The sequence below is a fragment of the Pseudomonas sp. NPDC089408 genome (assembly GCF_044749445.1).
Classification (GTDB): Bacteria; Pseudomonadota; Gammaproteobacteria; order Pseudomonadales; family Pseudomonadaceae; genus Aquipseudomonas.
In genome coordinates this window covers 17,617-43,104 of record NZ_JBIVHY010000006.1, presented here as the reverse complement: position 1 = coordinate 43,104, position 25,488 = coordinate 17,617, and the positions used below count along the sequence as shown (strand labels likewise).

Here is a 25,488-nt window from a genome sequence, read left to right as displayed (position 1 = left end):
CGCAACATGAACACCACTACATCCAGCCGTATCAACCCTTGGCTCAGTTTGCTGATGGCCGCGTGCCTGGCCTTTACCGGGTGCGCCAACACCGGCAGCTCGATGACCGGTAGCGGCGGCACGCCCGACCCGCGCCTGACCAGCGGCAACGATGCCAAGTTCTTCACCACGTCGGGCTTCCAGGCCTGTGCCATCGCCGCTGGCGGCGGCATCCTCGCCTGCATGTTGTCCAACTCCGGCAACAAGGCGGCATGCTCGATCATTGCCGGTGTCGCCGCGTGCGGTGTGGCCATGGGTGCCAACTACTACCTGGACCAGCGCCGGGCCAAGTATGCCGATACCACCGAGCGCCTGAATGCGATGACCACCGAAGTACAAGGTGAAACCGCCAAGGTCGCGGAGCGTACCAATACCCTGCAACGCGTCATCAATGACGACAAGCAACAGATCGCCAGCATCCAGAAGAGCATCAAGGCCAAGACCGTCGACAAGGCCAAGGCACAGAAGGACATTGCCAGCATTGACCAGAACATCGGCCTGATGCGCAAAGACCTGAACAACATGAAAACCCGGGTCAACGAATACCAGCAAGTGGCCAAGCTCGAGCGTGACGGCGGTGCCAGCCAGGCCGAAGTGCAAAAGGTGGAAGCCGAGATCGCCAAGATGAACACCAAGGTCGCATCGCTGCAGCAAGAGGTCGACGGCCTCTACAACCAGCGTTCGGCTATCACCTTGGGCTAAGGGAGAGCACGCCATGTTCCTGCGTAATTGCCTGTGCCTGGCCCTGCTGGCCAGCCTTGCCGGGTGTGCGACCACTGCCTCGCAGTGCAATGCCTCCGACAGCACCGCCAGCCTGATTGGAAAACTCAACTGTGACTATGGCGGGGGCTATGCCGAAGGCGTACGCAACAGCGAGCAGAACCTGCAGAGTGCCCAGGAGCAGAATCGCCAGTTCAACGAGGTCTACGCGCAGTTGAGCGCGCTGCAGGCCTCGACCCGCCAGGACCTGCAAAGCCAGCAGCGCCAGCAGGCCAGCCTGGAGAAGTCGTTGAACGGCCTGCTTAGCACCCTCAAGGCCCGCCATGGCAACAAGAGCGATGTGCAAAAACAGATCGCCGGCCTGGAGCAGCAGCTCAAGGCCAACCAGGCGGCACCTTCGGCCAATGCCAGCAGCGCCCAGATCGAAGCCCGCAAGCAGAAACTCAAGGACCTGCAACAACAGGTCAGCCGCCTACAGCTGAGCCTGGGTTACGAGTAAAACCTCTTCGGCAGCTTCGGCTGCCGAATCTTTTCAGGATATTCACATGCAGCGGGTTACCCGCGACACCAGCCCCGCCAAGGACGACCTGCGGGCACTCGAAGCCGCCATGGCGATCATCGTCAGGCACTTCCCCCCCAGTATTGCTCATCTGTTTGCCACCCCGCGCACTGGCAAGGACGGCCTGCGCGAATGGTGGTCGGACCTGCAAGGCCAACCGCACCGGTACCACGACCTGGGTGCCGAGCAGCAGGCAGCCTTGCTGCGCCTGTACGACGAGCGCCAGGACGCTGTGCGCCAACTGGTAGGCAAGCTGGAAAGCCTGGGCCAGGCCAACGAGGCGGCGCTGTTGCGCAAGCTGATCGGGCCTGCCGACCTGAACAACCTGTACAGCGTCAACGGGCAACCGCTGGTGGTGCGCTGGGCCGAGCCTGCAGCGGCCAAGCCCGCGCCGGCACCCTTGCCGCCACCTGTGCCGCCCCGTGCGCCAGTGCTACGCCGACGCTGGATATGGCTGCCGTGGTTTCTGCTGCCACTGCTTGGCCTGCTGTTGCTGGCCCTGGCCTTGTGGTTCGGCTGGCCGTACTTGCAGCACTGGTTTGCCAGCCGCGAGACCAAGCCGTTCGCCTGTGTGAAAGACACGCGGATACAGCCGCCGGAATTTTCCGTGGTGCTCGACACCTCGGGCTCGATGCAACTCAACGTCGCGGCCACCCAGGAAGACGAGCAATGGTACTTCCAGCACATCAATGATGATCCCAACATCGATCAGCAGCGTGTTGCGCAGCTTACCCAAGCCCCCGTGCGCATGGACGTGGCCAAAAATAGCCTGACCCACCTGATCGGCGACCTGCACCCGGCGGTGGACATGCGCGTGGTGACGTTCGATGGCTGCCGCGCGCCGATCGATAATGGCGTGTTCACGCTCGCCCAGCGCCCCGATCTGATCAAAGGTATCCAGGCACTGGTTCCCGACGACGGCACCCCCCTGGCAGCCAGCCTGGACGTAGCCGCCAAAACCATGAACGGCCGCGACCGCGACGGTGTGATCCTGATGTTCATCGACGGCGCGGACGGCTGCGAGCAGGACGTATGTGCCGTGGCACAACGGATTGCCCGCGAACAGCCCCGCCTGCGCGTCAACCTGATCAACATCAGCAACAGCAACCTGGCCAGCTGCGTCGCCGAGCACACCGGTGGCCGCATCTATTCCGCCAACGATGCCGAGCAGGTAGCCGCGGCCATCAAGGATGCCAGCCAGGAAGTCTCCAGCACGGCCGATTGCGACTAGGACGAACCATGCAAAGGGTAAACCGCGACACGTATGCCAGCGAGGATGCTGCCAGTGCCCTCGAGCAGAGGGTGGCGCTGATTCGCCAGCACTTTCCACCGGGCATCGCCCATCTGTATGCAATCCCCAGGCAGGGGCGCGATGGCGTGCTGGAATGGTGGTCGGAGCTTGAAGGGCAACCGAATCTGTATGCCACGCTCGGGCGCGAACAGCAGGCTGCGCTACTGAAGCGCTACGAGGAGCGCCAGGCAGCCGTCGGCCAGCTGGCGGACGAGCTGCAAAGGCGCGGCCAGGGGCCTGCAGCCGCGGCCTTACGCACGCTGGTCGGGCCACCAGACCTGGCCAACCTGTACAGCGTCAACGGCGAACCGCTGGTGATTCGCTGGGGGCAACCGACACCCGTCGCGCCACCGCCACCGCCACCGCCAAAAGTAGCGCCGGACAAACCAAAGCCCGCACCAGCACCGGTCAAAACCCGAACCATGGTGACCGTCGAACGCCGCCCCCTGCGCCTGTGGCCCTGGCTGTCGTTTGGCCTGTTATTGCTGCTGCTCTACTGGCTGTACAGCAGCTGGCCCGTTCTGTACCAGCGCTGGCAAGGCTACACGCAGACCGCAATCTGTACGCCGGGAGGTGCCTTCCAGGCCTCGGAGTTTGCAGTGGTGCTGGACACCTCCGGTTCCATGGACCAGCGCATCAGGATAAAAAAGGAGGATGATCCGTGGTACATAAGCCTGCTGGCACGCATCCCCTTAGTCGATGAACTGCTGGCCAACAACCAACCGCAACGGCTCACTCGCATGGACGTGGCAAAAAGCTCGCTGACCTCGGTAATCGGCGACCTGGACAAGGATGTAGAGATGCGCCTGGTCACCTTCAATGGCTGCCGCAGCCCGGTCGATCACGGCGTCTTCGGCCAAGGCCAACGCGCCGAACTGATCAAGCGTGTCGCCAGCCTGAATGCACGGGGCGGGACGGGCCTGGGCATTAGCCTGCAAGCGGCAGCCAGCAAGATGAACGGGCGTGATCGGGATGGGGTGATCGTGATGTTCGTGGATGGCCGGGACAGTTGCGGCACCAGCGTCTGCAGCGTGTCGGAACAGATAGCAAAGAGCCAGCCACGGTTGCGGATCAATGTGGTCAATATCAGCGCCAGCACCGGCTCCAACTGCGCCGCCAGCAATACTGGCGGGCGGGTGTATACCGCCAATGATGCTGCAGCCGTTGCCGCAGCACTCAAGGAAGCGAGCCAGGAGGTGGCCGTGAGCGGTTGCCTGTAGACGCAGCGATGGATGGCACCGGCTGCGCCGGTGTTCGCGGCTAAAGCCGCTCCCACAGATGCACCACAGGCATCGAGGTCAGTGGCGCTCCTGTAGGAGCGGCTTTAGCCGCGAAGAGGCCCGCACAGGCGAACACCGATGACGTTTTTCAATCGACTCCATGCCGTTTCCTGCATTGCCGTGCAGAGCGCCGTGCCGGATGCTTTAGTTACTCCGAGACAGCGCTTTTTTCACCCGCAGAGGCCCGTATGAAGACCGTCGAACAAATCCTCAAGACCAAGTCCCAGCACCAGACCGTGTACACCATCGGCCCGGATGACTCGGTGCTCGACGCCCTGAAACTGCTGGCGGAAAAAAACGTCGGTGCGCTGCCGGTGGTCGAGGGCAACCAAGTGGTGGGTATCGTCAGTGAACGCGACTATGCGCGCAAACTGGTGCTCAAAGGCCGCTCTTCCGCCGCGACCCCGGTGCGCGAGATCATGAGTGCGCCGGTGGTTACCGTCGAACCCAAGCAGAACCTCGAGTACTGCATGAACCTGATGACCAACCGCCACCTGCGCCACCTGCCGGTAGTCAGCAATGGCGAACTGCTCGGGTTGCTGTCGATTGGTGACTTGGTCAAGGAAACCATCGCCGAACAGGCCAGCCTCATCCTCCAGCTGGAGCAGTACATCCGCGGCGAATGAAGCCGCTCAATGGTAGGCGCGCTCCAGTTCGTCCAGTTGATGGTCGAAGCTGCGCAGACGCGCCGACCAGGTGTACACCAGCACTTCCAGGTCGCGGTTGAGCACTGCGGTATTGCCGTGGCCGCTGTGGGTGGGTTCGCCCAGGTCCAGCTGGTAGCGCTCACGGGCCATGGCCTGGGCCACGCTGGACAGGTCGCGGGCGTTGGCCAGCCAGTGGTGATGGTGGTCATGGATTTCGCGGTCGAGCAGCCGGCACTGGCGCTTCAGTGCATCCAGGCTCTGCTCCAGCGGGGTACCCCTGAGTTCGCCCATGACCTCTTCGAAAGTGCGCCCGGAATGCCAGTAGCTGCCCCAAAAATAGCGGTCGAACACAGTTTCGACACGGCGTAGCGCGACTTTGGTGTTCCAGATGGTCAGCAGCGTTCGCCCCTGGATCACTTCGCGCTTGTTCAGGTGCAGTTGCTGCCAGGCAATCCAGGTCAGCGCCACCAGTACAACCGCTACAGTGACTGCTGCAGCGGCATACAGAAAGTGCACTGCCTGGTTCATCGGCTGCGCCTGCCTGATGCCGTGGAAGTAACTGGCCGTCAGGATGCCCAGGATCGTCACGGAACACCAGAAACCTGGTGCGTAGGGATCTTTCATCGCGCTATCCCCTTATTGTTTTCCTGAGCATAGCAACGGCCACTCACTCGTCAGGTGCCGCTCGGCGCTTTATTTTTTCTGCGGATGAAGCGCCTCGTTGAGTTGGTCGATCATCGGAATCCAGTCGTCATCGGCAATGTACTTCTCTTTCAGGAAGGCGCGCTGCGAGTCATTCCAGAAAGGGGCGTCAACCAGCTTCACATCGTCGTCGAGCGGCGAATGGGTAGTGATGAACCGGTCGATTTCGACAGGCTCGTCAGATAGCCCCAGCTGTTTGAATATTTCCGACAAAGGATGAATCGGCTTGTCCATGGGTTCCTCCTCGGTGCCGGGCCGATCATCGACGATGTCAGCCCGGCTTGGGTTGAGAGCATCAGCTGAGCTCACGCACTTCGGCGCGTGGCACCAGCTTCAAGTATTGCTCCATGCTCATGTGGATGAGGTGATCGTGATCACCCGCCTCCAGATAGACATCGCCCTGGCGCGTAAGACTCGAATCAAGCAGCATTTTTATCTGGTAAGCATCGCCAAGGGCTGGCACGGCACCGCGTTCGCAGTCGTTGAACAGGCTCGGCAGGCCGCTTTCGCGGGTCAGTTGCCAAGCCCCGGACATGCGCACCTTGCTCATGTCCAGGTGCCGGTTGGCCGGCAGCACGGCCATGATGTAGTTGCCATGACGGTCATCGAGCATCACCGACTTGGCGACCCGCTCGGCGGGCACGCCGGCCGTACGGGCCGACTCCAGGCTAGTGGCCGAATGTGGGTGGGGAATGATGTCGTAGTCGCAGTTCGCCTTGTCCAGGCGGGCCTGCAGGGTCTTTGCCATACGCATGATGCACCTCCGGTTTCGCCCCCCAGACATCAAGTTTAGTCCCGGAGGCAAAACAGCGGAGGCCTAACTGAAGCTGGCCTGAAGGCGCCCCGTCAGATGGGTGCGCGGCGCAAGGTGGCCAGGAAAGTGGCCGCACCAATGAACAACCCGGCAAAGGTCCGGTTCAAGCGCTTCTGCTGCTTGGGCGTGCGCAGCAGGCGCAGCACCCGCGCGGCCAGCCCGGTGTACCCGGCCATCACTAGCAGGTCGACACTGACCATGGTCAGGGTAATCGCCACATATTGCGGCAGCAGCGGTGCATGGGGGTCGATGAACTGTGGCAGCACCGCCAGCATGAACACCAACGCCTTAGGGTTGCTGACGTTGACCAGGAAGCCGCGGAACACCAGGCTCAACGGTTTGCCGATCGGGCGCACGCCCGATTCATCGGTCATGTCCATCGGCAGGGCGCGCCACTGCTTGTAGGCCAGGTAGACGAGGTAGGCGACGCCGAACCATTTGATGAACTGGAAGGCCGTGGCCGAGGCGGCCAATACGGCGCCGACGCCGGCGGCGATAATGGCGATTTGCAGAATCAGGCCCAGCTGCAGGCCCAGGGCGTTCCAGTAACCACGCCAGAAGCCGTATTGCAGGCCGCTGGACATCGAGGCAATTGCCCCGGCACCGGGTGACAGGCTGATCACCCAACAGGCGGCAAAGAAGCCCAACCATACTTCCATCGACATCACACACCTCGCTCGAACATATGTTGCAAAACGTTAAGCTAAGGGGTTGGTGAAAAAATAACCAGTGATTTTTGGGGTATTTGGGGCTTTGAGTTGGTTGTGTTGGGGGGATGTCCGCCTTGGCATTTTCAGCGCCTGTGAGATCGAGCGCCTCAGGTGTTCACCACAACATTTTCGGCGCCTGTGAAATCGAGCGCCGCAAATGTTCGCCGCAACATATTCAGCGCCTATGAGATCGAGCGCCGCCCGCGCGGCGCTTCGCGGCTAAAGCCGCTCCTACATTTGTTTCGGGCCAATTATGCCTGTGGGATTTGCGCGCGAACGCCTTGGCGCATGGCTCGATATCGCGTCGTACAAACAAGGCGGTCGCGCGCGCCTGGCACAGGCGATACTGGCCCGAAACAAATGTAGGAGCGGCTTTAGCCGCGAAGCGCCGCGCGGGCGGCGCTCGATCTCCCAGGCGCTGAAGGCCTCAAGGCGAACACCTTTCAGCCTTCACCCGATCAAGACAGCGCCTCGAGCTCAGCCTGCATGCTTTCGAGGCTTTCCAGCGCTTCCATCCAGGCCTCTTCCAGCTCGCCTTCGCGTTGCTTGAGCTTGGTCTGGCGGGCCAGCAGGTCGCGCAGCTCGTCCTTGCGCGCAGCATCGTACAGGCCAGCGTCGCCCAGCGCGGTCTCGATCTCGGCCAGTTGCGCGTGCACCTGGTTGAGTTCGCTTTCCAGCTTGTCGGCGGCCTTCTTGTGCGGAGCCAACTGCTGGCGCAAGGCGGCAGCAGCCTGGCGCTGGGCTTTCTTGTCGGTCTTGTCCGGGTTGACCGGAGCAGTACTGGCCGGTGCGCTGCGCTGGCGGAACTCGACCAGCCAGCGGCTGTAGTCGTCGAGGTCGCCGTCGAAGGTTTCGACCTTGCCATCGGCTACCAGCAGGAAGTCGTCGGTGGTGCTCTTGAGCAGGTGACGGTCGTGGGAGACCACCACCACGGCACCGGCGAACTCCTGCAAGGCCATGGTCAGCGCCAGGCGCATTTCCAGGTCGAGGTGGTTGGTCGGTTCGTCGAGCAGCAGCAGGTTCGGCCGTTCCCAGGCAATCAGCGCCAGCGCCAGGCGGGCCTTTTCACCACCGGAGAAGTTCACCACCGGCTCTTCGCAGCGAGCGCCATGGAAGTCGAAGCCGCCAAGGAAGTCGCGCAGGGTCTGCTCACGCTCGGTGGGGGCGATGCGCTGCAGGTGCAGCAGCGGGCTGGCCTTGTCGTCCAGCGAGTCCAGCTGGTGCTGGGCAAAGTAGCCAACGGCCAGGTTTTCACCACGGACCAGGCGGCCCGACAGCGGCTCAAGCTCACCGGCGAGGTTTTTGATCAGGGTCGACTTGCCGGCACCGTTAGGGCCGAGAAGGCCAATGCGCGCGCCCGGGGTGAGCTGCAGCTTGACCTTGTCGAGGATGGCTTTGTCGCCATAACCCAAGCGGCCTTCGGACATGCTCAGCAACGGGCTGGAGATTTTCTGCGATTCGCGGAAGACGAAGTCGAACGGCGAATCGACATGCGCCGCCGACAGTTCTTCCATGCGCTCCAGGGCCTTGATCCGGCTTTGTGCCTGGCGGGCCTTGGTGGCCTGGGCCTTGAAGCGGGCGATGTACTTTTCCATGTGCGCGCGCTGCGCCTGTTGCTTCTCGTAGGCCTGTTGCTGCTGCGCCAGGCGCTCGGCACGGGTGCGCTCGAAGGCGGTATAGCCGCCTTTGTACAGGTTCAGCTTGCGCTGTTCGACATGCAGCACGTGGTCGACCACGGCATCGAGGAAGTCACGGTCGTGGGAAATCAGCAACAGTGTGCCCGGGTAGCCCTTGAGCCAGTCTTCCAGCCACAGGATGGCGTCGAGGTCCAGGTGGTTGGTGGGCTCGTCGAGCAGCAGCAGGTCGGACGGGCACATCAGGGCCTGGGCCAGGTTCAGGCGCATCCGCCAGCCGCCGGAGAAGTCGCCGACACGGCGGTCCATCTGCTCGTTGGTAAAGCCCAGACCGGCCAGCAACTTGCGCGCACGGGCGTCGGCGGTATAGCCGTCGGCGCTTTCCAGCTCACTGTGCAGGCGCGCCAGGGCGGTGCCGTCGTGGGCGTGCTCGGCGGCAGCCAGTTCGGCCTGGACCTTGCGCAGGCGCACGTCGCCGTCGAGCACATAGTCCACGGCCAGGCGGTCGAGGGTGTCGACCTCTTGGCGCATGTGAGCGATACGCCAGTCACCGGGCAGCTGGCAATCGCCGGCATCGGGCGACAGCTCACCGCGCAGCAAGGCGAACAGGCTGGATTTTCCGGCGCCGTTGGCGCCGATCAGGCCGGCCTTGTGACCGGCGTGCAGGGTCATTTCGGCGCCTTCTAGCAAGCGCTGCGGACCACGCTGTAAAGTGAGGTTGGATAGTCTGATCATGATGGTCGCGGAGTCTACCAGCTTCCTCGGCCCATAGCGCGAGTGGAACCATGCACACCGACCTGTGGAATCACGCCCTGGCCCTGTACGCCAGGCCCGGCGTGGAGGCCGCCTGCCTCGACCTGCAGGCGCTGGGTGGCGATGTCTGCCTGCTGCTGTGCGCAACCTGGCTGCAGGCACGTGGCATTGCCATGCTGGACGAGCGTGCGCAAGCACTGAAAGAAGTCGCCGAGCCTTGGCAACGTGACGTGGTCGCCCCGCTACGCAGCCTGCGACAGCAATGGCGAACGGCAGCGCAGGGTGATGCGCAGCTGGCGCTGTTGCGTGAACAGGTGAAGGGGTTGGAGTTGCAGGCAGAAAAGACCTTACTGGCACGCTTGCAGGCGCAGGCGCTGCAGTGGCCCGCGGACTCCCGTGAGCCCACGGACGACTGGCTGGCCCGGCTGGCGCCGGACCAGGCTCGGCATCACGACGCGCTGGTGACGTTGCGCGTCGCGGCGGCTGCGCCTCAGGACGCCGAGGACGGCGCCTGAGCCGGGGTGCTGGCGGCTGCCGACGGAGCTACCGCAGTGGCCTGAGAAGCCGAATTGGTTGCGGCAGCCGGAGTGCTGGCGGCAGGCGTAGCCGGCTTGGTTTCGGCTGGCTTGCTGGCGACGGGCTTGGCGGCGGCTGGTTTGGCGGCAGGCTTGGTTGCTGTGCGTGCTGGGGCCTTGGCGGCAGCTGGTTTGGCTGCAGCAGTGGCTTTGGCTGCTGGCTTCGCCGCAGGCTTGGCCGCAGCAGTCGCTTTGGCTGCTGGCTTCGCCGCAGGCTTGGCCGCAGCAGTCGTTTTGGCTGCTGGCTTCACCGCTGGCTTGGCTGCAGCAGTCGCTTTGGCTGCTGGCTTCGCCGCAGGTTTGGCTGCAGCGGTAGCTTTGGCTGCTGGCTTCGCCGCTGGCTTGGCTGCAGCAGCGGTTCTGGCAGCCGGTTTCGCCGCTGGCTTGACTGCAGCGGTGGCTCTGGCAGCCGGTTTCGCCGCTGGCTTGGCAGCAGCAGTGGCTTTAGCAGCTGGCTTCGCCGCAGGTTTGGCAGCAGCGGCTTTGGCGGCTGGTTTCGCCGCAGGCTTGGCTGCGGCAGAGGTCCTGGCAGCTGGCTTGGCTGCAGGTTTCGCAACAGAGGGCTTGGCCGTTTTGGCTGCACGCAGGTCAAGCGCCTTGGCGGCAGCTTCGCGAACTTTGCCTACACCCTGGGCCAACTTGAGGCTGTCCTGGGCATCCCGCTTGAGTTGCTGAATGTAAGCGCGCGTCTGGGTTTGACGTTCCTTGAGGGAGTCGAGCAGTTCTTCAAGCTCGCCAATGGCTTTTTGCGCCTTGGTTTGCGCCTTGGCTTTACCGGCCTTGGCAGCGTCTTGCAGTTTCAGGCGCCCGTTGTGCAGTTTTTCCTGCGCCTTGCCGCGCTGCTTTTCCAACTTGGCCAACAGTTTTTCCGCATCAGCCAGCGCTTGCGAGCAGGCTTCTTCCAAGTGTTCGAGCAGGCTGCCCGAAAGTTGCTGGAGCAGGTGTAACGGCGTACTTACTGGCTTCTTTTTGGCCGACATGGTTTACCTCCTGGCTGACGAGATTGCGGCTCATACTATGCTTCTGCTGCTACCGCCGCTAGGGCATGTTGACAGTAATATTTACGCCGCGTTGCATGCCTGGGCAAAGTTGTAATCTTGCAGCTCGGTGCAAGTGTAGTTGCTGAATAAATCATTGCTGGTATTAGGCAGTTATCTGTACGCCGCCGCACCACGAGGCTGCCTTCCTTGAAATGCCGAAAGCTGGCGTTGTCTTTGTGGGAGCGGCTTTAGCCGCGAACACCGGCGCAGCCGGTGCCATACACCGCGTTGGATTCTTCGCGGCTAAAGCCGCTCCCACAGGGTATGCGGATCGCTTGCGAACTCCGCATACTTCCCCGCTCATTGGCGCAGGAACTGACCATGCCTCGATTTCTTGTTTTAAGTTTATGCCTGCTGGCCCCCATCGCCCTGGCCGAGAACGACCAACACGACCTCGCTTACAGCCTCGGCGCCAGCCTGGGTGAGCGGCTGCGCCACGACATGCCAGGCCTGCAACTGGACGCGCTGGTCGAAGGCTTGCGCCAGTCCTACCAAGGGCAGCCGCTTAAGCTCGACAAGGCGCGTATGCAGGCGGTGCTGCAACAGCATGAGACGCAGCAGGGCGACGCCGAAACGCAGAAACAGCAGGCGGCCGAGAAACGCTTCATGGCCAATGAACGCGGCCGTTACGGTACGCGCGAACTAGCGCAAGGTGTGCTCTACAGTGAACTTCAGCCAGGCACTGGCGCGCAGCCGAAAGCCGGCGGCAAGGTGCAGGTGCGCTATGTGGGCAAGTTGCCGGATGGCTCGGTATTCGACCAGAACCAGACACCTCAGTGGTTCAGCCTGGACTCGGTGATCGAAGGTTGGCAGGTGGCCTTGCCGCAGATGCACGCTGGCGCCAAATGGCGCCTGGTGATTCCGTCGGCACAAGCCTATGGCGCCGAGGGCGCGGGTGACCTGATTGCACCCTATACACCCTTGGTGTTCGAGATCGAACTGCTGGCGGTTGGCGACTGACGCCAACCCTCAGGCCTGGACCGCGCCCTCTTCCTTGTGCGCGTTATGCAGCACTTCGATCAGGCAGTCTTCCAGTTCGAAGCGCTCGTGCAGCAGAGCACCCAGCTTAGTCAGCTTTTCGGCAAAACGAGCCGGGTCCGAGCACTCACCCTTCGCACAATGGTCGTTGAAGGCCAGAGCAATCTGGGTACTGTCATCAATACGAGGATTGATTTGAGTGGCCAGCTCCAGACCGCGCGTGTCACCAAATGCCTTGGCTTCACTGACCAATTGTTCGCTGACCTCGAAGTGCCACGCGGAAACGTAGTCGACAAGGAGAGCACAGAAATCTCCGTGCGTATCCTTGTCGGCGAAGGCCGGCTTCACATCGCGCAGGGCGCGAAAAGCCTGCGCCAGCTCCTGGCGCTCGTTCAGCCAACGGTCGATCAGCTTGTGAACCCCACCCCAGCGTTCCTGGGCATTCTGACAACTATCGAGCATGGCGATCTCTTCCCTTCTGGGTAGATGCCGCTGCACCTCGCACCACGACCGCGCAGCACAAAGGTGACATCAGCAGGACGGCATCGAGCAGTTGTGTTTTCGGTATACGTGCTGCGAGATTATTCCCGCGCGTGCTGCCCTTCAAGGTACGCAGCGTACAAAGTTCATACAAGTGTTTAATACCCTGTTACACCGCCATTGGTCGCGCTGATGGTGCAACCTTGCGCCAGGTCATGTTCTTGCCAGGCTGCGGAAACGATACGCCAGCAGGCAACTCAAGGGCAGCGCCGCAAGCAGCAGGAATGCCAGCAGGCTCCACTCGGGCAAAGTCAGGTCGAGAAAGCTCCAGGTCAGCGAACTGCAATCCGGGCCACCGAGCAGCAGTTGCCGGGCTGCTTCGCCCCAGGCCTGCTCGAACACCCGCCCGATCGGCACCGGGCATACCTGAACAACCCTGCCCGCGCCTTGCAGCCAGACATGCCGTGCCGCCAGCAACGCCCCACCCAGCGCACAAGCCAACGTCGCCCATGCGTAACGCCGAATACCCCGTGCACCCGGCGCCTGCAGCACGGCGGCCAGGCTCAGCAGCGCGTACAAGGCCAGCAGCAAACGCTGGCTGAAACACAAAGGGCATGGCACCAGCCTGACGATGTTTTCAAGATGGAAGGACGCAGCCAGTACTGCCAGCGCGGCCAGGCAAGCAGGAAGGAAAAAGGTGCGTAAACGGGCCGGCAGCATGGGCGGTGGAGGTCCCGGGGAAGAGGTAGTGGCTTGAAACGGTAGAGGAAAGACGCGCTTTGTTTCAAGGCACGACAGCGACGACAAGTCGCTGAAACGTGTAGGAAATTTCCACTGCCTCGGTAGGAGGTGACTGAAGAAATGGCATGCAGAGCTAACGTGCAACGCTAGATAAATTACCAACCCCCACAGCCCGCACCTTGGCGCGGGCTGTGGGGGAGGTCAGGCGCGCTCGCCTTCTGGCAGGGGCAGGGCCAGCAGGCGTTCGTCCAGCAGGCCAAGGCCTTCCTGGAACAGTTGGTTGCTGCGCTCGGTCTCGCCCAGGCCGGCGAGCAGGCGGGCCAGTTCGGCACAGGCCTCGGGGTTGCGCTCCATGCGCAGGCTGCTTTCCAGGTAGTCACGCGCCTTGCCCCACAGGCGGTTCTGCAGGCTCAGGCGGCCCAGGGTCAACAGCAGGCTGGCGTCTTGCGGGTGAGCCTTGAGCCAGCCTTCGGCGGTTTGCAGCTGGCGTGCCGGGTCATCACCGCGCACCAGGCCGTACAGGCGGGCCAGGTGGCTTTCGTAGTCACGTTTAAGCGCCGTGCGCAGGACCTGCTCGGCCTCGCTCTGGGCGCCCACCTGACGCAGCTGCTCGGCGTAGGCCAGCACCAGTTGCGGCTCTTGGCGCTGGGCAGCAGTCAGCTGTTGCCAGGCGCGCTCGAGTGCCTGCCGGGCACTTTGCGCATCTTCGCCACGGGTGGTGGCCAGGCTCAGGTTCTGGCCCCAGGCACGCTGCTCCAGGGCAGCCAGTTCGGCGGCCGGTAGTACCTTGCCCTTGCGCAGGTCAGGCAGCAGGCGGATCAGGGCTGACCAATCACCGCGCTCCAGGTACAGGCGCTGCAGCAGGCGCAGCACCTGGCTGTTGTGCGGGTGGCGCTCCTGCATGGCCAGCAGGGTTTCCAGAGCACCGTCGCTTTCGCCACGGTCCATCTGCAGCTGGGCATGGGTCAGCGCAATGGCCAGTTCTGCCTGCGGCTGCCGCTCCAGGGCGCGCTCCAGCAAATTGTCACTGTCTTCGGTACGGCCCTGCTCGTTGGCAGCTCGCGCAGCACCGAGGTAGTACAACAGCGGCTGGCGCTCGGCCTCGGCGGCGCGATGCAGGTGGCGCTGTGCACTGGCCCAGCGGCCCTCGGCGAGATCAAGCTGGCCTTGTTCGATGGCCAGGCGGATGCGCCGGCTGCGGTTGCGCCGCGACCACGGGTTGACCACGCCACTGGAGGTCAGCACCAGGCCAACCAGATAACGCAGCAACCACAGCAGCAGGACGACCACCAGCAGCCCGGCAAGGGCTGCCCACAGCCCTGACTGATAGCGGAAGCCACCATAGGAGATCAGCACGTAGCCGCTGTGCTTGGCGACTGCGATTCCCAGCGCCGCGGCAACCACAATGGCCAGCACGGCCAGCAGGTAGACACGCTTCATGGCTTGCCCCCTTCAGCCTCGGCCGGCAGGTGACGGCGCTGGATGTAGGCCTGCACGGTCGCCAGGCTTTCGCTGAGGTCGGGGGTTACCACCGATACCGGCTGCTCGGCCAGCGCATTGAGGCTGTCGAGCATGGCCTTGCTTTGCGGGTTGTCGGCGTTGAAGTTGGCCAGCAGCACGCTGCGGGCATCGTCCAGCGCCTGGGTGTAGACCTTGGCATCACCATTGAGCGCCGCCCACTGAGCCTGCTCGATAGTCAGGCTCAGCGCCAGGCGCAGCTGGTTCAGTTGCTGCCCGGCCAGCAGCGGCCGCACGTTGTCATCGGCGTTGAAGTCGATCTGGAAGTACTTGGAAATCTCTGCCCACCACTGCGACAGGCGGCTGGCTCCATCACCGTCAGCCGTCAGCGCGCCGAGCGCATCGGCATTGCTGTCGAACTCAGGCGATTGAGCGCTCAGCTGTTGTACCAGCTCGCGCTGCGCAGCCAGTTTCAGGAACAGGCCGGTACGGTCGGGTTGCTGGGTGCTGTTGAGCGTGGCCAGGCTGCGCGCCAGCTGTTCGCGGGCGGCGAAGGCACCCGGGTCGCTCTGTTCACGCAGGATCTCGTCGGCGCCTTCGACCAGCGCCTTGGCACTGGTAATGTCCTGCAGGGCCGACAGCCGCAGGGTGGCCAGGCGCAGCAGGTGCTCGGCTTCGGCCAGGCGCCACTCCTTGCGGCTTTCACCCAGTACCGTTTCCAGCCGCTGGCTAAGACGCTGCTGGTCGCCCTGCAATTGCGCCACCAGCCGGCGGCGGTCTTCCAGCTCGCTGGCCGCCGGCAGGCTGGCCAGTTGCGCGCTGATCTGCTGTTCACGCTGCTGCAGGGCCTCGGCACGCTGGTTAAGCGCCTCGATGTGCTGGCCCTGGTTGAACTCGCTGCCTTGCAGTTGACGCACCTGCCAGACACCCCAGCCCCCTACCGCCACCCCGGCTGCACCGAGCAGCAAGGCCAGCGCTGCCAGGCCACTGCCGGAGCGCTTGGCAGGTGGGGTGGTAACGGGGTCCGCCGGCGCCTGTGCCGACGGCTGATCGTTATTGGACAAGACAGTCTCGCTCACGTATCCATCCTTTGCATGGGGGCGCATCGCGTTCAGCTTAGCGCCTTAAGAGGCAGGTGCAGCGCTACGCTGCACAGCTGCCAGCAAGGCCGTGGCACTGGCGCCACGGCAATCCACAACCTGTTGGGCCCCGGCGGCCCTGGCCTGGCCGGCGACCCGCGGGCTGGGTACGAACAGCGGCAGCCGGGCCAACTGCGGCCAATCGGCGCCGGCCAGCTGCTGCAAATGTTCCAGACCCTGCCCACTGCTGACCACCAGGCCATTGAGGCGTTCCGCTTCGATGCAGCGCATCAGCGTGCCCGCCGGGTAAACCGGCAGGCAGCGGCGATACAGTTCCAGATATTCGACACTAGCACCTTGCTCTGCAAGACGCTCTGCCAGCAGTTCGCGACCTCCAACGCCGCGCACGATCAATACACGCGGTGCCGACACGGCAACGGCCTGTTCCAGGGCCGGAAGCGCCAGCAAGGCTTCGCTGTCATCACCACGCGGCGGGCTGCTCACTTCGAGGCCCGCGTCCTGCAGCACGGCAGCAGTGGCCTCACCTACGGTGAACCAGCCTTGCCGAGGCGGCTGCAGGCGGGCTTGGGCCAGTTGTTCCAGCAACAAGCGGGCGGCCGGTTTGCTGACCACGATGATCGCCTGAAAGCTGTTGAGCCCTTGCAGCAACGCTTGCTGCTGCGCTTCGAGACCAACGGGTGCAATTTCCAGCAGCGGCAAGCAGCTACTGGCCACCCCCGCTGCCGCCAGGCTTTGCGCCAGCGCCGCGCAGTCCTCGGCAGGCCGGGTCAGCAACAGGCGCCATTGGCTCACGGCTGGCCGGCCTCGCCGTAGACTTCCTTGAGGATGGCTTCTGCGCCTTGGCCCAGCAAGTCTTCTGCCACCTGCACGCCCAGCGCCTCTGCAGCCGCGCGGGGTGCGCGGGCATCGGCCACCAGCAGGGTGCCGCCGCTCGGTTGGCCGACCAGGCCGCGCAACCACAGTTGGTCGCCTTCGAGCACCGCGTAGCAAGCGATAGGCACCTGGCAGCCGCCATTCAGGCGTTTGTTCAGGGCGCGTTCGGCCACCACCCGGTCGGCGGTGTCGATGTGGTGCAGCGGCGCCAGCAGGGCATGGATCTGGTGATCGGCGCTGCGACACTCGATACCCACCGCGCCCTGCCCACCCGCCGGCAGGCTGTCATCGACGCTGATGGAGGCGCTGATGCGGTCTTCGAAGCCCAGCCGAATCAGGCCAGCAGCGGCGAGGATGATGGCGTCGTATTCGCCAGCATCGAGCTTGGCCAGGCGGGTGTTGACGTTGCCGCGCAGAAAGCGGATTTGCAGGTCTGGGCGGCGCGCCAGCAGCTGGGCCTGGCGGCGCAGGCTGGAGGTGCCGACAATGCTGCCGGCAGGCAGCGCTTCGAGGCTGGCGAAGGTATTGGAGACGAAAGCATCGCGCGGGTCTTCGCGCTCGCAGATGCAGTACAGGCCCAGGCCTTCAGGGAAGTCCATGGGCACGTCCTTCATCGAATGCACGGCGATGTCGGCTTCGTTGGCCAGCAAGGCGGTTTCCAGTTCCTTGACGAACAGGCCCTTGCCGCCGATTTTTGCCAGCGGCGCGTCGAGTAGTTTGTCGCCGCGGCTGACCATGGGCACCAGGGTCACCAACAGACCGGGGTGGGCCTGCTCGAGGCGGGCTTTGACGTATTCGGCCTGCCACAGGGCCAAGGCACTTTTACGGGTGGCAATGCGGATTTCGCGAGTGGACATGAAACGCCCCGATCCAGAGAAATGCCGCCGATGATAACAGCATCGCCGGGATCGCTTGCAGATGTGGATCAACAGGTCCTGCGTAGCCCGGTGTAGGAGCGGCCTTGTGTCGCGATGGGCTGCGCAGCAGCCCCGGCAGTTCTTGCGGCGAAGTTGAGATTCTGGGGGCGCTTCGCACCCCTTTCGCGACGCAAGGCCGCTCCTACACAGGACCGCGCAGCCCCGGAAGCCTCAGAGGGTCTGCATCATCTTGCGCACGCCGGCCACATGGCGCCGGCTGACGGTCAGGGCATCGCCGTCCAGGCCTTTCAGGTACAGCTGAAAGTGCCCCAGCGGGGTGCGCTGCAGGCGTTCGATACGTTCACGGGCGACTAGCGCATTGCGGTGGATACGCACAAAGCGTTCGCCGAATTCGTCTTCCAAGGCCTTGAGCGGCTCGTCGAGCAGCACTTCGCCTGTTTCGTGGCGCAAGGTCACATATTTGTGGTCGGCAATGAAATAGATCACCTGGGGCAAAGGGATCAATTCGATGCCTTTGCGCGTACGGGCGCTGATGTGGCTGCGTGGGCCGCCACCTTCATTGGCCGGCCGGGTCAGCGCCGCCAACTGGGCGCGGTTGGGTTTCTCGGCCTTGCGCAAGGCATCGCGCAGCGCTTGGGCCTGGAACGGTTTGGTCACATGGCTGAGGGTACTGTCCTTGAATGCCTCGGCACCGTATTCATCATCCCCGGTGCAAAACACCACCGCCGGCGGCGCCTCACGCTCGCACAGGCGAGCAGCAACCTGCAGGCCATCCAGGCCTGGCATGCCGATGTCCAGCAGGACCACATCGGGCTTGAGGCTTTCGATCAGCGTCAGGGCCTCTTCGCCGTTGGTGGCGCTGGGCTCCAGTACGGTGTAACCCTCCAGTTCGCCGAGCAGCCGGCTGAGGCGTTCGCGGCCTTGGGGTTCGTCATCAACGATCAGGACATTCATAATTGCGCTGGATTCCTGAATGAGTCTCGCACAGGTATAGCGTAGACAGGTGTGGTTCGAGCGACACTGCGGTCACGCTCTAGACCGGTGCGATGGCCAAAGATTCACTCGGCTGGCAGATTCACCGCCAGTCCTCTGTCCAACTGTAGACGGTCCGTGGAACACTGCCGTTCATTCCTTAAAATCCTTCTCTGCCATTTTCCGGGCATTTCTCTCGACCGGCGCCCTGCGGCAGCCAGCCCAACCCTGCTATTATCGGCGCCACTTTTTCGTTCACGCCTGCAATGAGTGAATCCATGAGCACCGACAAGACCAATCAGTCCTGGGGCGGCCGCTTCAGTGAGCCCGTCGACGCCTTCGTCGCCCGTTTCACCGCCTCGGTCGACTTCGACAAGCGCCTGTACCGCCACGACATCATGGGTTCGATCGCCCATGCCACCATGCTGGCGCAGGTCGGCGTGCTCAGCGATGCCGAGCGCGACACCATCGTCGATGGCCTGAACACCATCCAGGGTGAAATCGAGGCTGGCAACTTCGACTGGCGCGTCGACCTCGAAGACGTGCACATGAACATCGAAGCACGCCTGACCGACCGCATCGGCATCACCGGCAAAAAGCTGCACACCGGCCGTAGCCGCAACGACCAGGTGGCCACCGATATCCGCCTGTGGCTGCGCGACGAGATCGACCTGATCCTGGCCGAAATCACCCGCCTGCAGCAGGGCCTGCTGGAGCAGGCCGAGCGTGAAGCCGAGACCATCATGCCCGGCTTCACCCACCTGCAGACCGCGCAGCCGGTCACCTTCGGCCACCACCTGCTGGCCTGGTTCGAAATGCTCAGCCGCGACTACGAGCGCCTGGTCGACTGCCGCAAGCGCACCAACCGCATGCCGCTGGGCAGCGCCGCGCTGGCCGGCACCACCTACCCGATCGACCGCGAACTCACCTGCAAGCTGCTGGGCTTCGAAGCCGTGGGCGGCAACTCGCTGGACGGCGTCTCGGACCGCGACTTCGCCATCGAATTCTGCGCGGCGGCCAGCGTGGCGATGATGCACCTTTCGCGCTTCTCCGAAGAGCTGGTGCTGTGGACCAGCGCGCAGTTCCAGTTCATCGACCTGCCCGACCGCTTCTGCACGGGCAGCTCGATCATGCCGCAGAAAAAGAACCCGGACGTGCCAGAACTGGTACGTGGCAAGACCGGTCGCGTGTTCGGCGCCCTGACTGGCCTGCTGACCTTGATGAAAGGCCAGCCGCTGGCCTACAACAAGGACAACCAGGAAGACAAGGAGCCACTGTTCGACGCCGCCGACACCCTGCGCGATTCGCTGCGTGCCTTTGCCGACATGATCCCGGCAATCAAGCCCAAGCACGCTATCATGCGCGAAGCGGCCCTGCGTGGTTTCTCCACCGCTACCGACCTGGCCGACTACCTGGTACGCCGTGGCCTGCCGTTCCGTGACTGCCACGAGATCGTTGGGCATGCGGTGAAGTACGGCGTAGACACCGGCAAGGACCTGGCCGAGATGAGCCTGGACGAACTGCGCCAGTTCAGCGACCAGATCGAGCAGGACGTGTTTGCCGTGTTGACCCTGGAAGGTTCGGTGAATGCGCGTGACCATATTGGTGGTACGGCGCCGGCGCAGGTGCGGGCTGCCGTCGCTCGCGGCAAAGGCCTGCTGGCTTCGCGTTAAGGCCCCTGGGCGAGGGCTTTGCCTTCGTTCGCGGGTGAACCCGCTCCTACAAGGGGTTGCGCTGTACCTGTAGGAGCGGGTTTACCCGCGAATGGCCCAACACTGAACTCAGCGCTTGCCGCTACGAAGCATCTCCATGAAGGCCGGCATCGACGCCTCCTTGTCTGCTGCGATCCGCGCCATGTGTGGGTTCTCGCCCATCAGCTGCAGCAACGCCTTGGCCTGCGGGAAGTCCGCCAGCAAGTCGATGTTCAGCACCTTCTTGCCCACCGCATAAGCCAGGTCGACCGAGAAGCAGAACATCAGGTCTGCCAGGGTCAGCTGCTCACCCGCTACATACGGCGCAAAACGCCCGTTGCGTTTGAGGGTGGCAAAACCGGCCAGCAGGTCGGCACGGGCCTTCTCCTTGACGAGCGGCTCCACCGACATGCCAAAGAACGACTCGGCGTAGCAGGTACGGGCCGGCAGCTCGATGTACAGCTCGATTTCCTTGAGCAGCTCGCGCACCTTGGCCTGCTTGAACGGGTCGGCCGGCAGCAGTGCCTTGCCGCTTTGGGTCTGCTCGATATAGTCGAGGATCACGCTGGTTTCGCTGAGGAAGCCGTGCTCGGTCTCCAGCACCGGTACCTTGCCGCGCGGGCTCACTTCCAGCGCCTGTGGCGCCTGACCGCCATAGAAGGTGACTTCCTCGAAGGGCAGGCCTTTTTCCAGCAGGGCCAGCTTGACCATGTTGTAGTAGTTGCTGACCGAGAATCCATGAAGCTTGAGCATGAGGTAACAGCCTCCAGGCCGTAAGGGGTGGGCTCGGCTTTTATAGACCGAACGCCGGCCCCTGACCAGCGTCATGCACCCCGTCAATGCCCGGGCATTGCCGCCACGGGCGTGGCACACTGTGCATCCCATCACAGGAGTAGCGCCATGAGCGAGCCCACCGACATCGACAACGACGACGAAGCCTTCGCCGAGGCCACGCTGACCCAGGCCATCGAAAACCAGATCGAAAGCGGCGACCCGGCGGCGGCGAAAGCCACGTTCAACAAACTGACCCTGGTCGGTTATGAGCGCGATGACATTCTCAACCTGATGGCCCATGTATTGGCCTTCGAAATTGACAACATGCTGGTGGAAGACCGCGAGTTCGACCGCGCGTGGTACGAGAGCGCCCTGAGGGCGCTGCCAGAGCTGCCACCTGAGATGGATCAAGGCGAGGATGAATAACCCGGCTACACTCGAAGATCAGGCACCGTAGAGAGTGCCGTCATCCTTGTCTGGAAGTCAGGAGTCGCCATGCCTTTTACCCCCGATCTGATCGACGAAATGGAAGTACTCGCGCTGTTCAAACACGACAGCAGCCAGGAAGGCATCAAGATAACCAGCACCGCGTCCCCGGCCCTGATTGCGGCTGCGCAACGTCTGCATGAAAAAGGGCTGACCGATCAGCCTGATGGCGGCTACCTGACCAGCCTGGGTCATGACGCTGTCGACAGCGTTCAGTTGCTGCAGAGCATTCTCAAGGCGCCACAGCCGGCCTGAGCTCCCTTCGCGGTCTGCGTGTAGGAGCGGCCTTGTGTCGCGATCGGGCCGCAGAGCGGCCCCAGCAATTTGTGCAGCGCTGCTGAAATCCTGGGGCCGCTTTGCGGCCCATCGCGACACAAGGCCGCTCCTACAGGGGATCGCGTAAGGTTTTTAGTTAGCGGTTGCCCTGCGCTTTTCCGCCAGGCGCGAACGCCCGTACAGAAACACGATCGCCAGCAAGGCCACCGCCTGCGCCAACAGCGAGTAGGCGTCGGCATGAATCCCCAGCCAATCGAATTCGAAGAACGCCACCGGTCGCGTGCCCAGCACCCCGGCTTCTTGCAATGCCTTCACGCCATGCCCGGCGAAGACCACCGACAATGCACACAGCAGCGCGGCGTTGATGCTGAAGAACAGCGTCAGCGGCAACTTGGCCGAACCGCGCAGAATCACCCACGCCAATCCCACCAGCAGCATCAGCGCCGTAGCGCCACCGGCCAGCACCGCCTGGTGCCCGGCAGGGCCTGCTTGCAGCCACAGGGTTTCGTAGAACAGAATCACTTCGAACAGTTCGCGGTAAACCGAGAAGAACGCCAGCACGGCAAAGCCGAAGCGCCCGCCGCCGCTGACCAGGCTGCTCTTGATATAGTCCTTCCATGCCGCGGCGTGGCGACGGTCGTGCATCCACACGCCCAGCCACAGCACCATCACCGCGGCGAACAGCGCCGTGCAGCCTTCCAGCAGTTCACGCTGGGCCCCGCCTACGTCTATCACATAGGCTGCCAGCGCCCAGGTGGCAAAGCCGGCGACCAGTGCCAGCGCCCAGCCGATGTTAACGCTGCGCACCGCTGACTGCTGCCCGGTGTTACGCAGGAAGGCCAGGATCGCCGCGAGCACCAGAATCGCCTCCAGGCCTTCGCGTAACAAGATCAGCAACCCGGAGACAAAGCTCAGCGACCAGCTCAGGCCATCGCTGCCCAGCAGCTTGGAAGCCAGTTCCAGCTTGGCCTTGGCTTCGCTCAGGCGTTGTTCGGCCTGGGCCACGGGCAATCCGTCCTGCAGCGACTGACGGTAGGCCATCAGCGATTTCTCGGTATCCTTGCGCGCCTGGGTGTCGATGTTGTCCAGCGAGCTTTCCACCAGCTCGAAGCCTTCCAGGTAAGCCGCCACTGACAGGTCATAGGCCTGGTCGTGATCACCTGCGCGGTAGGCAGCCAGGCTCTTGTCCAGGGTGCTGGCGGTGTATTCGAGCAATTGCGCCGGGCCACGTTTAACCTGCGGCGGCTGCGCACGCTGGGCGCGGAACGCTTCTACGACCGCATTGCCTTCGTTGGCGGCAACTTCGGCCGGGGTCTGGCGGGCCAGGTCGGCGATGTTCCAGGTCTTGTCGCCTTTGCCGGCTTCCGGCTTGGCGGTGAAGCTGGCGATGTAGGCCGCTACGTCCCAGCGCTGGCGGTCGTCCAGCTGGTCGGCAAAGGATGGCATCTCGGTGCCGTCGATGCCCAGGGCCAGGGTGTTGTAGAGGTCGAACAGGCTCAACTGGTCCAGGCGCGCAACATCGCGCAGGTTGGCCGGGGCAGGCTGCAGGCCGACGCCTGCCGGGCCATCGCCGGCGCCGGTGTCGCCGTGGCAGATCGAGCAGTTTTGCGCATACAGCGAAGCGCCACGGGCCGGGTCCGGGGTAATTACCGGGGCCTGGCTGACCTCGTAGGCCACTGCCAGGCGCGCGCCCAGCTGGCGGGCCTGCTTCGCAACCGCCGCGCCCTCATGGCGCTGCTCGATGGCCTGGCGCAGCGCCTGGATGCCCTGTTCCAGTGCAGCTTGCTCGGTATTGGCGGGCAGGCCTTTGACCAGTTCGGCCAGTACCGTGCTGAATTCCTGCTGCTCGCGGTATTCGCTATCGTCGATCACCTTGCCGTCCTGCACGGTGGGCGGGTAGTCGGCGCCAATGTAGTCCAGCAGGTGCAGGGCTTTGGTAGCCTCGGCGGGGGCTTCTGCCAGCGCCAAAGTGCTACACAGCGCCAGCACCGGGCCGAGCAATATAACCGGCAACCAGGCAAGCAGACGGGAACGGGTTTTCATGGCCAGTCTCAAAGGGAATGCGAAAGAGAACATTGTTTACTCCGACTTGGCTTCCCTCAAGGGTGCTGGGCGGATTTCATGAAAAATCTTGGTACAAATCTGATGAAGTCCTGGGCGAGGACCGGACGCTATCCCTGTGGGAGCGGGTTCACCCGCGAACACCGGCACAGCCGGTGCCATACACCGTATTGCATTCTTAGCGGGTAAACCCGCTCCCACATGAACCGCAAATACCCCGTTGCCCTGGGTGCCTGAAAGTTACTGAAGACAACCATCGATTCAGGCGAGCTTTTCCTTCACTGTGAAATCCACTTCCAGATCGGCATTGGCCAGCAAGTTCACCAGGGCATCCAGGGAGAATTTGTCTATCTTCCCGTTCAACAGCTCACTCAAGCGCGGTTGAGAGACATGAAGCCGACGCGCCGCATCCTTCTGGGGTAGTTCCCAGGTACGTACCGTCTTGACCAAAATCCGCATCAGCTGCGAGCGCAGCCGAAGGTTGTCGGCCTCTTCTGGCGTATCAGCCAACGCGTCCCATACCGATGTCGAGCGTTCATTCGCCATGGTTGATCACCTCTCAGTCCAGCGACCTGAATCGGGCCTTAGCCACATCAATATCGCGCTTATCCGTCTTTTCAGTTGTCTTGCGGAATGCATGCAGGACATAGACAGCCTCCGGGCGGTTCACAACATAGAACACGCGAAAAGCACCGTCTTTACACTTGATACGGATCTCCCGCACACCCTGCCCTACATTCTCCACCGGCTTCCAGTCCGTAGGCTCTTCACCGGACTGGATCAAATCCAGTTGGTACCCAGCCCGCTGCCTCGCCACGGGTGGGAACCTGCGCACATCATCCTTGCTGCCGCCCACCCATTCGATAGGCTTCTGACCGTCCCACATGCCGCAGGCTCCTTTGCTCTCGTGCCAATCACCCGCTGTGCTCGCCTACCGCGCCTCACCTTCAGCAATGTGGTGATCATCCCGCAGCGCCTTTCTGGCATGCATGGCGACGATCAGACTCCAAGAGTCTCACGCACAGCTTATATCGGTATCGATATAAAATCGAGTACTCAAGCGCCTGCCGTTGATTGCGACACAATCAGAAAAATGGACAAGGCGACTCACCTGAAAAGGCGAGCGAACAAATTAAGCCAGGTGTTGCTCCTGGCCTAGTCGGCGGCCAACGACTGGCCTTGTAGGAATCATCGTCTATTTGGTTTCAGCTGAGGAGGACCAGTCAGGCTAAAAGATGAGGCCGCACAGCGGCCCCAAGTTCTTGACGGCTATTGAAGAACCTTGCTCATTCCTCGCTCCATATCATCGATCAACGCCTTGGCCATCTCACTGAGTATCCGCGCAGCACTGCCGGCAATGCGGTCGTTCTCCATTTCCGCTTCGGTGGTCAGGTGGCGGATACAGCCCAGCAACACCGACAACTGTGAAAACGCATGGCTGAACGGCACATTGGGCTGTAGGCGGAACAGGTCGAAGGTTTCCACCCCTGCGGTTGCAGAGTCTCTTGGATCATTGCTCATCGGGTCGCTCCTTGATCGTGGTGAGTGACATGTGTGTGATCGCACACGGCATTGATCAGGCGGCAGATCAAGCGAATATTCATGCCCATGGCATTGCGCATGTCGCCAGGAGGGTTGTCGAGCAGGGCTGTGGTGGTGTGGTCGATGGTCAGGGTGAGGGCGCTGATCAGCACTTCGCAGTCTTTGGGGCTGAGTGGCTCGATTAGTGAGAGCGCGGGAGGGTCGAGTAGAAGCAGATCGGTAACAGGTGGATCGGGGACGAGCTTATTCATGGCAGAACTCCGTATGGTGGATTGAACTGCTCTCCTCCTTGTCTCACGAAGTTGGGTGGCAGTCGTGCACGGTGTGAGACACGGGACATACGGTAACCCCGGCCAGGCCGAAGCCTGTCCGCACACGACCGCCATAAAGCGGTGCTACCGAATGAAAACCGGG

29 protein-coding genes are annotated in these 25,488 nt (G+C 62.9%); 10 read left to right on the top strand and 19 right to left on the bottom strand.

The genetic code is table 11. The features are described 5' to 3' along the window. Positions 1-6: 6 nt before the first annotated feature. The 5 genes from ACIP02_RS11845 to ACIP02_RS11825 all read left to right on the top strand — a co-directional run bounded on the left by ACIP02_RS11845 (position 7) and on the right by ACIP02_RS11825 (position 4,515). Positions 7-741, top strand: a complete 735-nt coding sequence (locus tag ACIP02_RS11845) for a hypothetical protein (protein WP_400616552.1) — start codon at positions 7-9, stop codon at positions 739-741. A gap of 13 nt (positions 742-754) precedes the next feature. Further along, entirely contained in the window at positions 755-1,258 is a 504-nt protein-coding gene (locus ACIP02_RS11840) for a hypothetical protein (protein ID WP_400616549.1), read from the top strand. A 46-nt stretch (positions 1,259-1,304) separates the two neighbouring features. Then, positions 1,305-2,549: a hypothetical protein gene (locus ACIP02_RS11835; RefSeq protein ID WP_400616547.1), complete on the top strand. Its 1,245-nt coding sequence runs from the start codon at positions 1,305-1,307 to the stop codon at positions 2,547-2,549. A gap of 8 nt (positions 2,550-2,557) precedes the next feature. After that, positions 2,558-3,829, top strand: coding sequence for a hypothetical protein (locus ACIP02_RS11830; protein WP_400616545.1), 1,272 nt, complete (start codon positions 2,558-2,560; stop codon positions 3,827-3,829). Between the two features lie 248 nt (positions 3,830-4,077). Then, positions 4,078-4,515, top strand: a complete 438-nt coding sequence (locus ACIP02_RS11825) for a CBS domain-containing protein (RefSeq protein ID WP_063914407.1) — start codon at positions 4,078-4,080, stop codon at positions 4,513-4,515. Positions 4,516-4,521: 6 nt separating this feature from the next. Here ACIP02_RS11825 and ACIP02_RS11820 read toward each other — a convergent pair whose 3' ends face one another. The 5 genes from ACIP02_RS11820 to ACIP02_RS11800 form a co-directional block, all read right to left on the bottom strand. Next, a complete protein-coding gene (locus ACIP02_RS11820; RefSeq protein ID WP_400616541.1) occupies positions 4,522-5,160 on the bottom strand; it encodes an NADH:ubiquinone oxidoreductase subunit N in 639 nt (212 codons plus the stop codon). Positions 5,161-5,229: 69 nt separating this feature from the next. Beyond that, positions 5,230-5,472 (bottom strand): DUF2789 domain-containing protein, encoded by a 243-nt coding sequence (locus ACIP02_RS11815; protein WP_400616538.1) that lies wholly within the window; start codon positions 5,470-5,472, stop codon positions 5,230-5,232. A gap of 61 nt (positions 5,473-5,533) precedes the next feature. Then, on the bottom strand, positions 5,534-5,992 hold the full coding sequence (locus tag ACIP02_RS11810) for an aminoacyl-tRNA deacylase (RefSeq protein ID WP_400616535.1): 459 nt from the start codon (positions 5,990-5,992) through the stop codon (positions 5,534-5,536). 92 nt (positions 5,993-6,084) lie between these two features. Continuing rightward, entirely contained in the window at positions 6,085-6,717 is a 633-nt protein-coding gene (locus ACIP02_RS11805; RefSeq protein WP_400616533.1) for a LysE family transporter, read from the bottom strand. Positions 6,718-7,220: 503 nt separating this feature from the next. Continuing rightward, positions 7,221-9,131, bottom strand: a complete 1,911-nt coding sequence (locus ACIP02_RS11800; RefSeq protein WP_400616531.1) for an ATP-binding cassette domain-containing protein — start codon at positions 9,129-9,131, stop codon at positions 7,221-7,223. A gap of 50 nt (positions 9,132-9,181) precedes the next feature. Between ACIP02_RS11800 and ACIP02_RS11795 the strand changes: the two genes are divergently transcribed. Beyond that, complete coding sequence (locus tag ACIP02_RS11795) at positions 9,182-9,664, top strand: TIGR02444 family protein (protein ID WP_400616529.1); 483 nt, start codon at positions 9,182-9,184, stop codon at positions 9,662-9,664. Here ACIP02_RS11795 and ACIP02_RS11790 read toward each other — a convergent pair. Continuing rightward, the gene (locus ACIP02_RS11790; protein WP_400616526.1) at positions 9,640-10,704 is read right to left on the bottom strand and encodes an AlgP family protein; all 1,065 of its coding nucleotides are present in this window, start codon (positions 10,702-10,704) and stop codon (positions 9,640-9,642) included. The two genes, ACIP02_RS11795 and ACIP02_RS11790, sit on opposite strands and share 25 nt — an antisense overlap. A gap of 381 nt (positions 10,705-11,085) precedes the next feature. On the opposite strand from ACIP02_RS11790, the gene ACIP02_RS11785 reads away from it, so the two are divergent. Beyond that, entirely contained in the window at positions 11,086-11,724 is a 639-nt protein-coding gene (locus ACIP02_RS11785; protein WP_400616524.1) for an FKBP-type peptidyl-prolyl cis-trans isomerase, read from the top strand. Positions 11,725-11,733: 9 nt separating this feature from the next. Here ACIP02_RS11785 and rsd read toward each other — a convergent pair whose 3' ends face one another. The 7 genes from rsd to ACIP02_RS11750 all read right to left on the bottom strand — a co-directional run bounded on the left by rsd (position 11,734) and on the right by ACIP02_RS11750 (position 18,226). Beyond that, entirely contained in the window at positions 11,734-12,204 is a 471-nt protein-coding gene (gene rsd / locus ACIP02_RS11780; RefSeq protein WP_400616521.1) for a sigma D regulator, read from the bottom strand. A 231-nt stretch (positions 12,205-12,435) separates the two neighbouring features. Continuing rightward, positions 12,436-12,942, bottom strand: coding sequence for a disulfide bond formation protein B (locus ACIP02_RS11775; protein WP_400616519.1), 507 nt, complete (start codon positions 12,940-12,942; stop codon positions 12,436-12,438). Between the two features lie 222 nt (positions 12,943-13,164). Continuing rightward, on the bottom strand, positions 13,165-14,403 hold the full coding sequence (locus tag ACIP02_RS11770) for a heme biosynthesis protein HemY (protein WP_400616517.1): 1,239 nt from the start codon (positions 14,401-14,403) through the stop codon (positions 13,165-13,167). After that, complete coding sequence (locus ACIP02_RS11765) at positions 14,400-15,500, bottom strand: uroporphyrinogen-III C-methyltransferase (protein WP_400616515.1); 1,101 nt, start codon at positions 15,498-15,500, stop codon at positions 14,400-14,402. The genes ACIP02_RS11770 and ACIP02_RS11765 overlap by 4 nt, the downstream gene beginning before the upstream one ends. A gap of 45 nt (positions 15,501-15,545) precedes the next feature. Further along, positions 15,546-16,313: a uroporphyrinogen-III synthase gene (locus tag ACIP02_RS11760; protein WP_400616513.1), complete on the bottom strand. Its 768-nt coding sequence runs from the start codon at positions 16,311-16,313 to the stop codon at positions 15,546-15,548. After that, positions 16,310-17,251, bottom strand: coding sequence for a hydroxymethylbilane synthase (hemC, locus tag ACIP02_RS11755; RefSeq protein ID WP_400616511.1), 942 nt, complete (start codon positions 17,249-17,251; stop codon positions 16,310-16,312). Before hemC ends, ACIP02_RS11760 begins: the two co-directional genes overlap by 4 nt. Positions 17,252-17,482: 231 nt before the next feature. Next, the gene (locus ACIP02_RS11750; RefSeq protein ID WP_400616509.1) at positions 17,483-18,226 is read right to left on the bottom strand and encodes a LytR/AlgR family response regulator transcription factor; all 744 of its coding nucleotides are present in this window, start codon (positions 18,224-18,226) and stop codon (positions 17,483-17,485) included. Positions 18,227-18,522: 296 nt separating this feature from the next. Here ACIP02_RS11750 and argH point away from each other — a divergent pair, with 296 nt between their 5' ends. Continuing rightward, positions 18,523-19,917 carry an argininosuccinate lyase gene (gene argH, locus ACIP02_RS11745; RefSeq protein WP_400616507.1) on the top strand — a complete coding sequence of 465 codons (1,395 nt, stop codon included), beginning with the start codon at positions 18,523-18,525 and terminating at the stop codon, positions 19,915-19,917. Between the two features lie 108 nt (positions 19,918-20,025). Here argH and ACIP02_RS11740 read toward each other — a convergent pair whose 3' ends face one another. Further along, positions 20,026-20,688 carry a glutathione S-transferase gene (locus ACIP02_RS11740; protein WP_400616505.1) on the bottom strand — a complete coding sequence of 221 codons (663 nt, stop codon included), beginning with the start codon at positions 20,686-20,688 and terminating at the stop codon, positions 20,026-20,028. A 147-nt stretch (positions 20,689-20,835) separates the two neighbouring features. On the opposite strand from ACIP02_RS11740, the gene ACIP02_RS11735 reads away from it, so the two are divergent. Together ACIP02_RS11735 and ACIP02_RS11730 are read left to right on the top strand one after the other, a co-directional pair. After that, positions 20,836-21,135, top strand: a complete 300-nt coding sequence (locus tag ACIP02_RS11735; protein WP_400616502.1) for a hypothetical protein — start codon at positions 20,836-20,838, stop codon at positions 21,133-21,135. 69 nt (positions 21,136-21,204) lie between these two features. Beyond that, positions 21,205-21,450, top strand: coding sequence for a TIGR02647 family protein (locus ACIP02_RS11730; protein WP_400616500.1), 246 nt, complete (start codon positions 21,205-21,207; stop codon positions 21,448-21,450). A gap of 153 nt (positions 21,451-21,603) precedes the next feature. Here ACIP02_RS11730 and ACIP02_RS11725 read toward each other — a convergent pair whose 3' ends face one another. The 5 genes from ACIP02_RS11725 to ACIP02_RS11705 form a co-directional block, all read right to left on the bottom strand. Then, positions 21,604-23,547, bottom strand: a complete 1,944-nt coding sequence (locus ACIP02_RS11725) for an FTR1 family protein (RefSeq protein WP_400616498.1) — start codon at positions 23,545-23,547, stop codon at positions 21,604-21,606. 246 nt (positions 23,548-23,793) lie between these two features. After that, complete coding sequence (locus ACIP02_RS11720) at positions 23,794-24,078, bottom strand: helix-turn-helix domain-containing protein (RefSeq protein WP_400616496.1); 285 nt, start codon at positions 24,076-24,078, stop codon at positions 23,794-23,796. A 13-nt stretch (positions 24,079-24,091) separates the two neighbouring features. After that, positions 24,092-24,418 carry a type II toxin-antitoxin system RelE/ParE family toxin gene (locus ACIP02_RS11715; RefSeq protein WP_400616494.1) on the bottom strand — a complete coding sequence of 109 codons (327 nt, stop codon included), beginning with the start codon at positions 24,416-24,418 and terminating at the stop codon, positions 24,092-24,094. A 383-nt stretch (positions 24,419-24,801) separates the two neighbouring features. Then, positions 24,802-25,053 carry a DUF3077 domain-containing protein gene (locus ACIP02_RS11710; RefSeq protein ID WP_347931500.1) on the bottom strand — a complete coding sequence of 84 codons (252 nt, stop codon included), beginning with the start codon at positions 25,051-25,053 and terminating at the stop codon, positions 24,802-24,804. Beyond that, entirely contained in the window at positions 25,050-25,325 is a 276-nt protein-coding gene (locus tag ACIP02_RS11705) for a hypothetical protein (RefSeq protein ID WP_400616492.1), read from the bottom strand. The genes ACIP02_RS11710 and ACIP02_RS11705 overlap by 4 nt, the downstream gene beginning before the upstream one ends. Positions 25,326-25,488: the final 163 nt, after the last annotated feature.

What these genes read in the sequence shown, in the direction of transcription:
- ACIP02_RS11845 (WP_400616552.1), top strand. Translation starts at nt 7, where the DNA reads ATGAACACCACTACATCCAGCCGTATCAACCCTTGGCTCAGTTTGCTG.
- ACIP02_RS11840 (WP_400616549.1), top strand. Translation starts at nt 755, where the DNA reads ATGTTCCTGCGTAATTGCCTGTGCCTGGCCCTGCTGGCCAGCCTTGCC.
- ACIP02_RS11835 (WP_400616547.1), top strand. Translation starts at nt 1,305, where the DNA reads ATGCAGCGGGTTACCCGCGACACCAGCCCCGCCAAGGACGACCTGCGG.
- ACIP02_RS11830 (WP_400616545.1), top strand. Translation starts at nt 2,558, where the DNA reads ATGCAAAGGGTAAACCGCGACACGTATGCCAGCGAGGATGCTGCCAGT.
- ACIP02_RS11825 (WP_063914407.1), top strand. Translation starts at nt 4,078, where the DNA reads ATGAAGACCGTCGAACAAATCCTCAAGACCAAGTCCCAGCACCAGACC.
- ACIP02_RS11820 (WP_400616541.1), bottom strand. Translation starts at nt 5,160, where the DNA reads ATGAAAGATCCCTACGCACCAGGTTTCTGGTGTTCCGTGACGATCCTG.
- ACIP02_RS11815 (WP_400616538.1), bottom strand. Translation starts at nt 5,472, where the DNA reads ATGGACAAGCCGATTCATCCTTTGTCGGAAATATTCAAACAGCTGGGG.
- ACIP02_RS11810 (WP_400616535.1), bottom strand. Translation starts at nt 5,992, where the DNA reads ATGCGTATGGCAAAGACCCTGCAGGCCCGCCTGGACAAGGCGAACTGC.
- ACIP02_RS11805 (WP_400616533.1), bottom strand. Translation starts at nt 6,717, where the DNA reads ATGTCGATGGAAGTATGGTTGGGCTTCTTTGCCGCCTGTTGGGTGATC.
- ACIP02_RS11800 (WP_400616531.1), bottom strand. Translation starts at nt 9,131, where the DNA reads ATGATCAGACTATCCAACCTCACTTTACAGCGTGGTCCGCAGCGCTTG.
- ACIP02_RS11795 (WP_400616529.1), top strand. Translation starts at nt 9,182, where the DNA reads ATGCACACCGACCTGTGGAATCACGCCCTGGCCCTGTACGCCAGGCCC.
- ACIP02_RS11790 (WP_400616526.1), bottom strand. Translation starts at nt 10,704, where the DNA reads ATGTCGGCCAAAAAGAAGCCAGTAAGTACGCCGTTACACCTGCTCCAG.
- ACIP02_RS11785 (WP_400616524.1), top strand. Translation starts at nt 11,086, where the DNA reads ATGCCTCGATTTCTTGTTTTAAGTTTATGCCTGCTGGCCCCCATCGCC.
- rsd (WP_400616521.1), bottom strand. Translation starts at nt 12,204, where the DNA reads ATGCTCGATAGTTGTCAGAATGCCCAGGAACGCTGGGGTGGGGTTCAC.
- ACIP02_RS11775 (WP_400616519.1), bottom strand. Translation starts at nt 12,942, where the DNA reads ATGCTGCCGGCCCGTTTACGCACCTTTTTCCTTCCTGCTTGCCTGGCC.
- ACIP02_RS11770 (WP_400616517.1), bottom strand. Translation starts at nt 14,403, where the DNA reads ATGAAGCGTGTCTACCTGCTGGCCGTGCTGGCCATTGTGGTTGCCGCG.
- hemC (WP_400616511.1), bottom strand. Translation starts at nt 17,251, where the DNA reads ATGTCCACTCGCGAAATCCGCATTGCCACCCGTAAAAGTGCCTTGGCC.
- ACIP02_RS11750 (WP_400616509.1), bottom strand. Translation starts at nt 18,226, where the DNA reads ATGAATGTCCTGATCGTTGATGACGAACCCCAAGGCCGCGAACGCCTC.
- argH (WP_400616507.1), top strand. Translation starts at nt 18,523, where the DNA reads ATGAGCACCGACAAGACCAATCAGTCCTGGGGCGGCCGCTTCAGTGAG.
- ACIP02_RS11740 (WP_400616505.1), bottom strand. Translation starts at nt 20,688, where the DNA reads ATGCTCAAGCTTCATGGATTCTCGGTCAGCAACTACTACAACATGGTC.
- ACIP02_RS11735 (WP_400616502.1), top strand. Translation starts at nt 20,836, where the DNA reads ATGAGCGAGCCCACCGACATCGACAACGACGACGAAGCCTTCGCCGAG.
- ACIP02_RS11730 (WP_400616500.1), top strand. Translation starts at nt 21,205, where the DNA reads ATGCCTTTTACCCCCGATCTGATCGACGAAATGGAAGTACTCGCGCTG.
- ACIP02_RS11725 (WP_400616498.1), bottom strand. Translation starts at nt 23,547, where the DNA reads ATGTTCTCTTTCGCATTCCCTTTGAGACTGGCCATGAAAACCCGTTCC.
- ACIP02_RS11720 (WP_400616496.1), bottom strand. Translation starts at nt 24,078, where the DNA reads ATGGCGAATGAACGCTCGACATCGGTATGGGACGCGTTGGCTGATACG.
- ACIP02_RS11715 (WP_400616494.1), bottom strand. Translation starts at nt 24,418, where the DNA reads ATGTGGGACGGTCAGAAGCCTATCGAATGGGTGGGCGGCAGCAAGGAT.
- ACIP02_RS11710 (WP_347931500.1), bottom strand. Translation starts at nt 25,053, where the DNA reads ATGAGCAATGATCCAAGAGACTCTGCAACCGCAGGGGTGGAAACCTTC.
- ACIP02_RS11705 (WP_400616492.1), bottom strand. Translation starts at nt 25,325, where the DNA reads ATGAATAAGCTCGTCCCCGATCCACCTGTTACCGATCTGCTTCTACTC.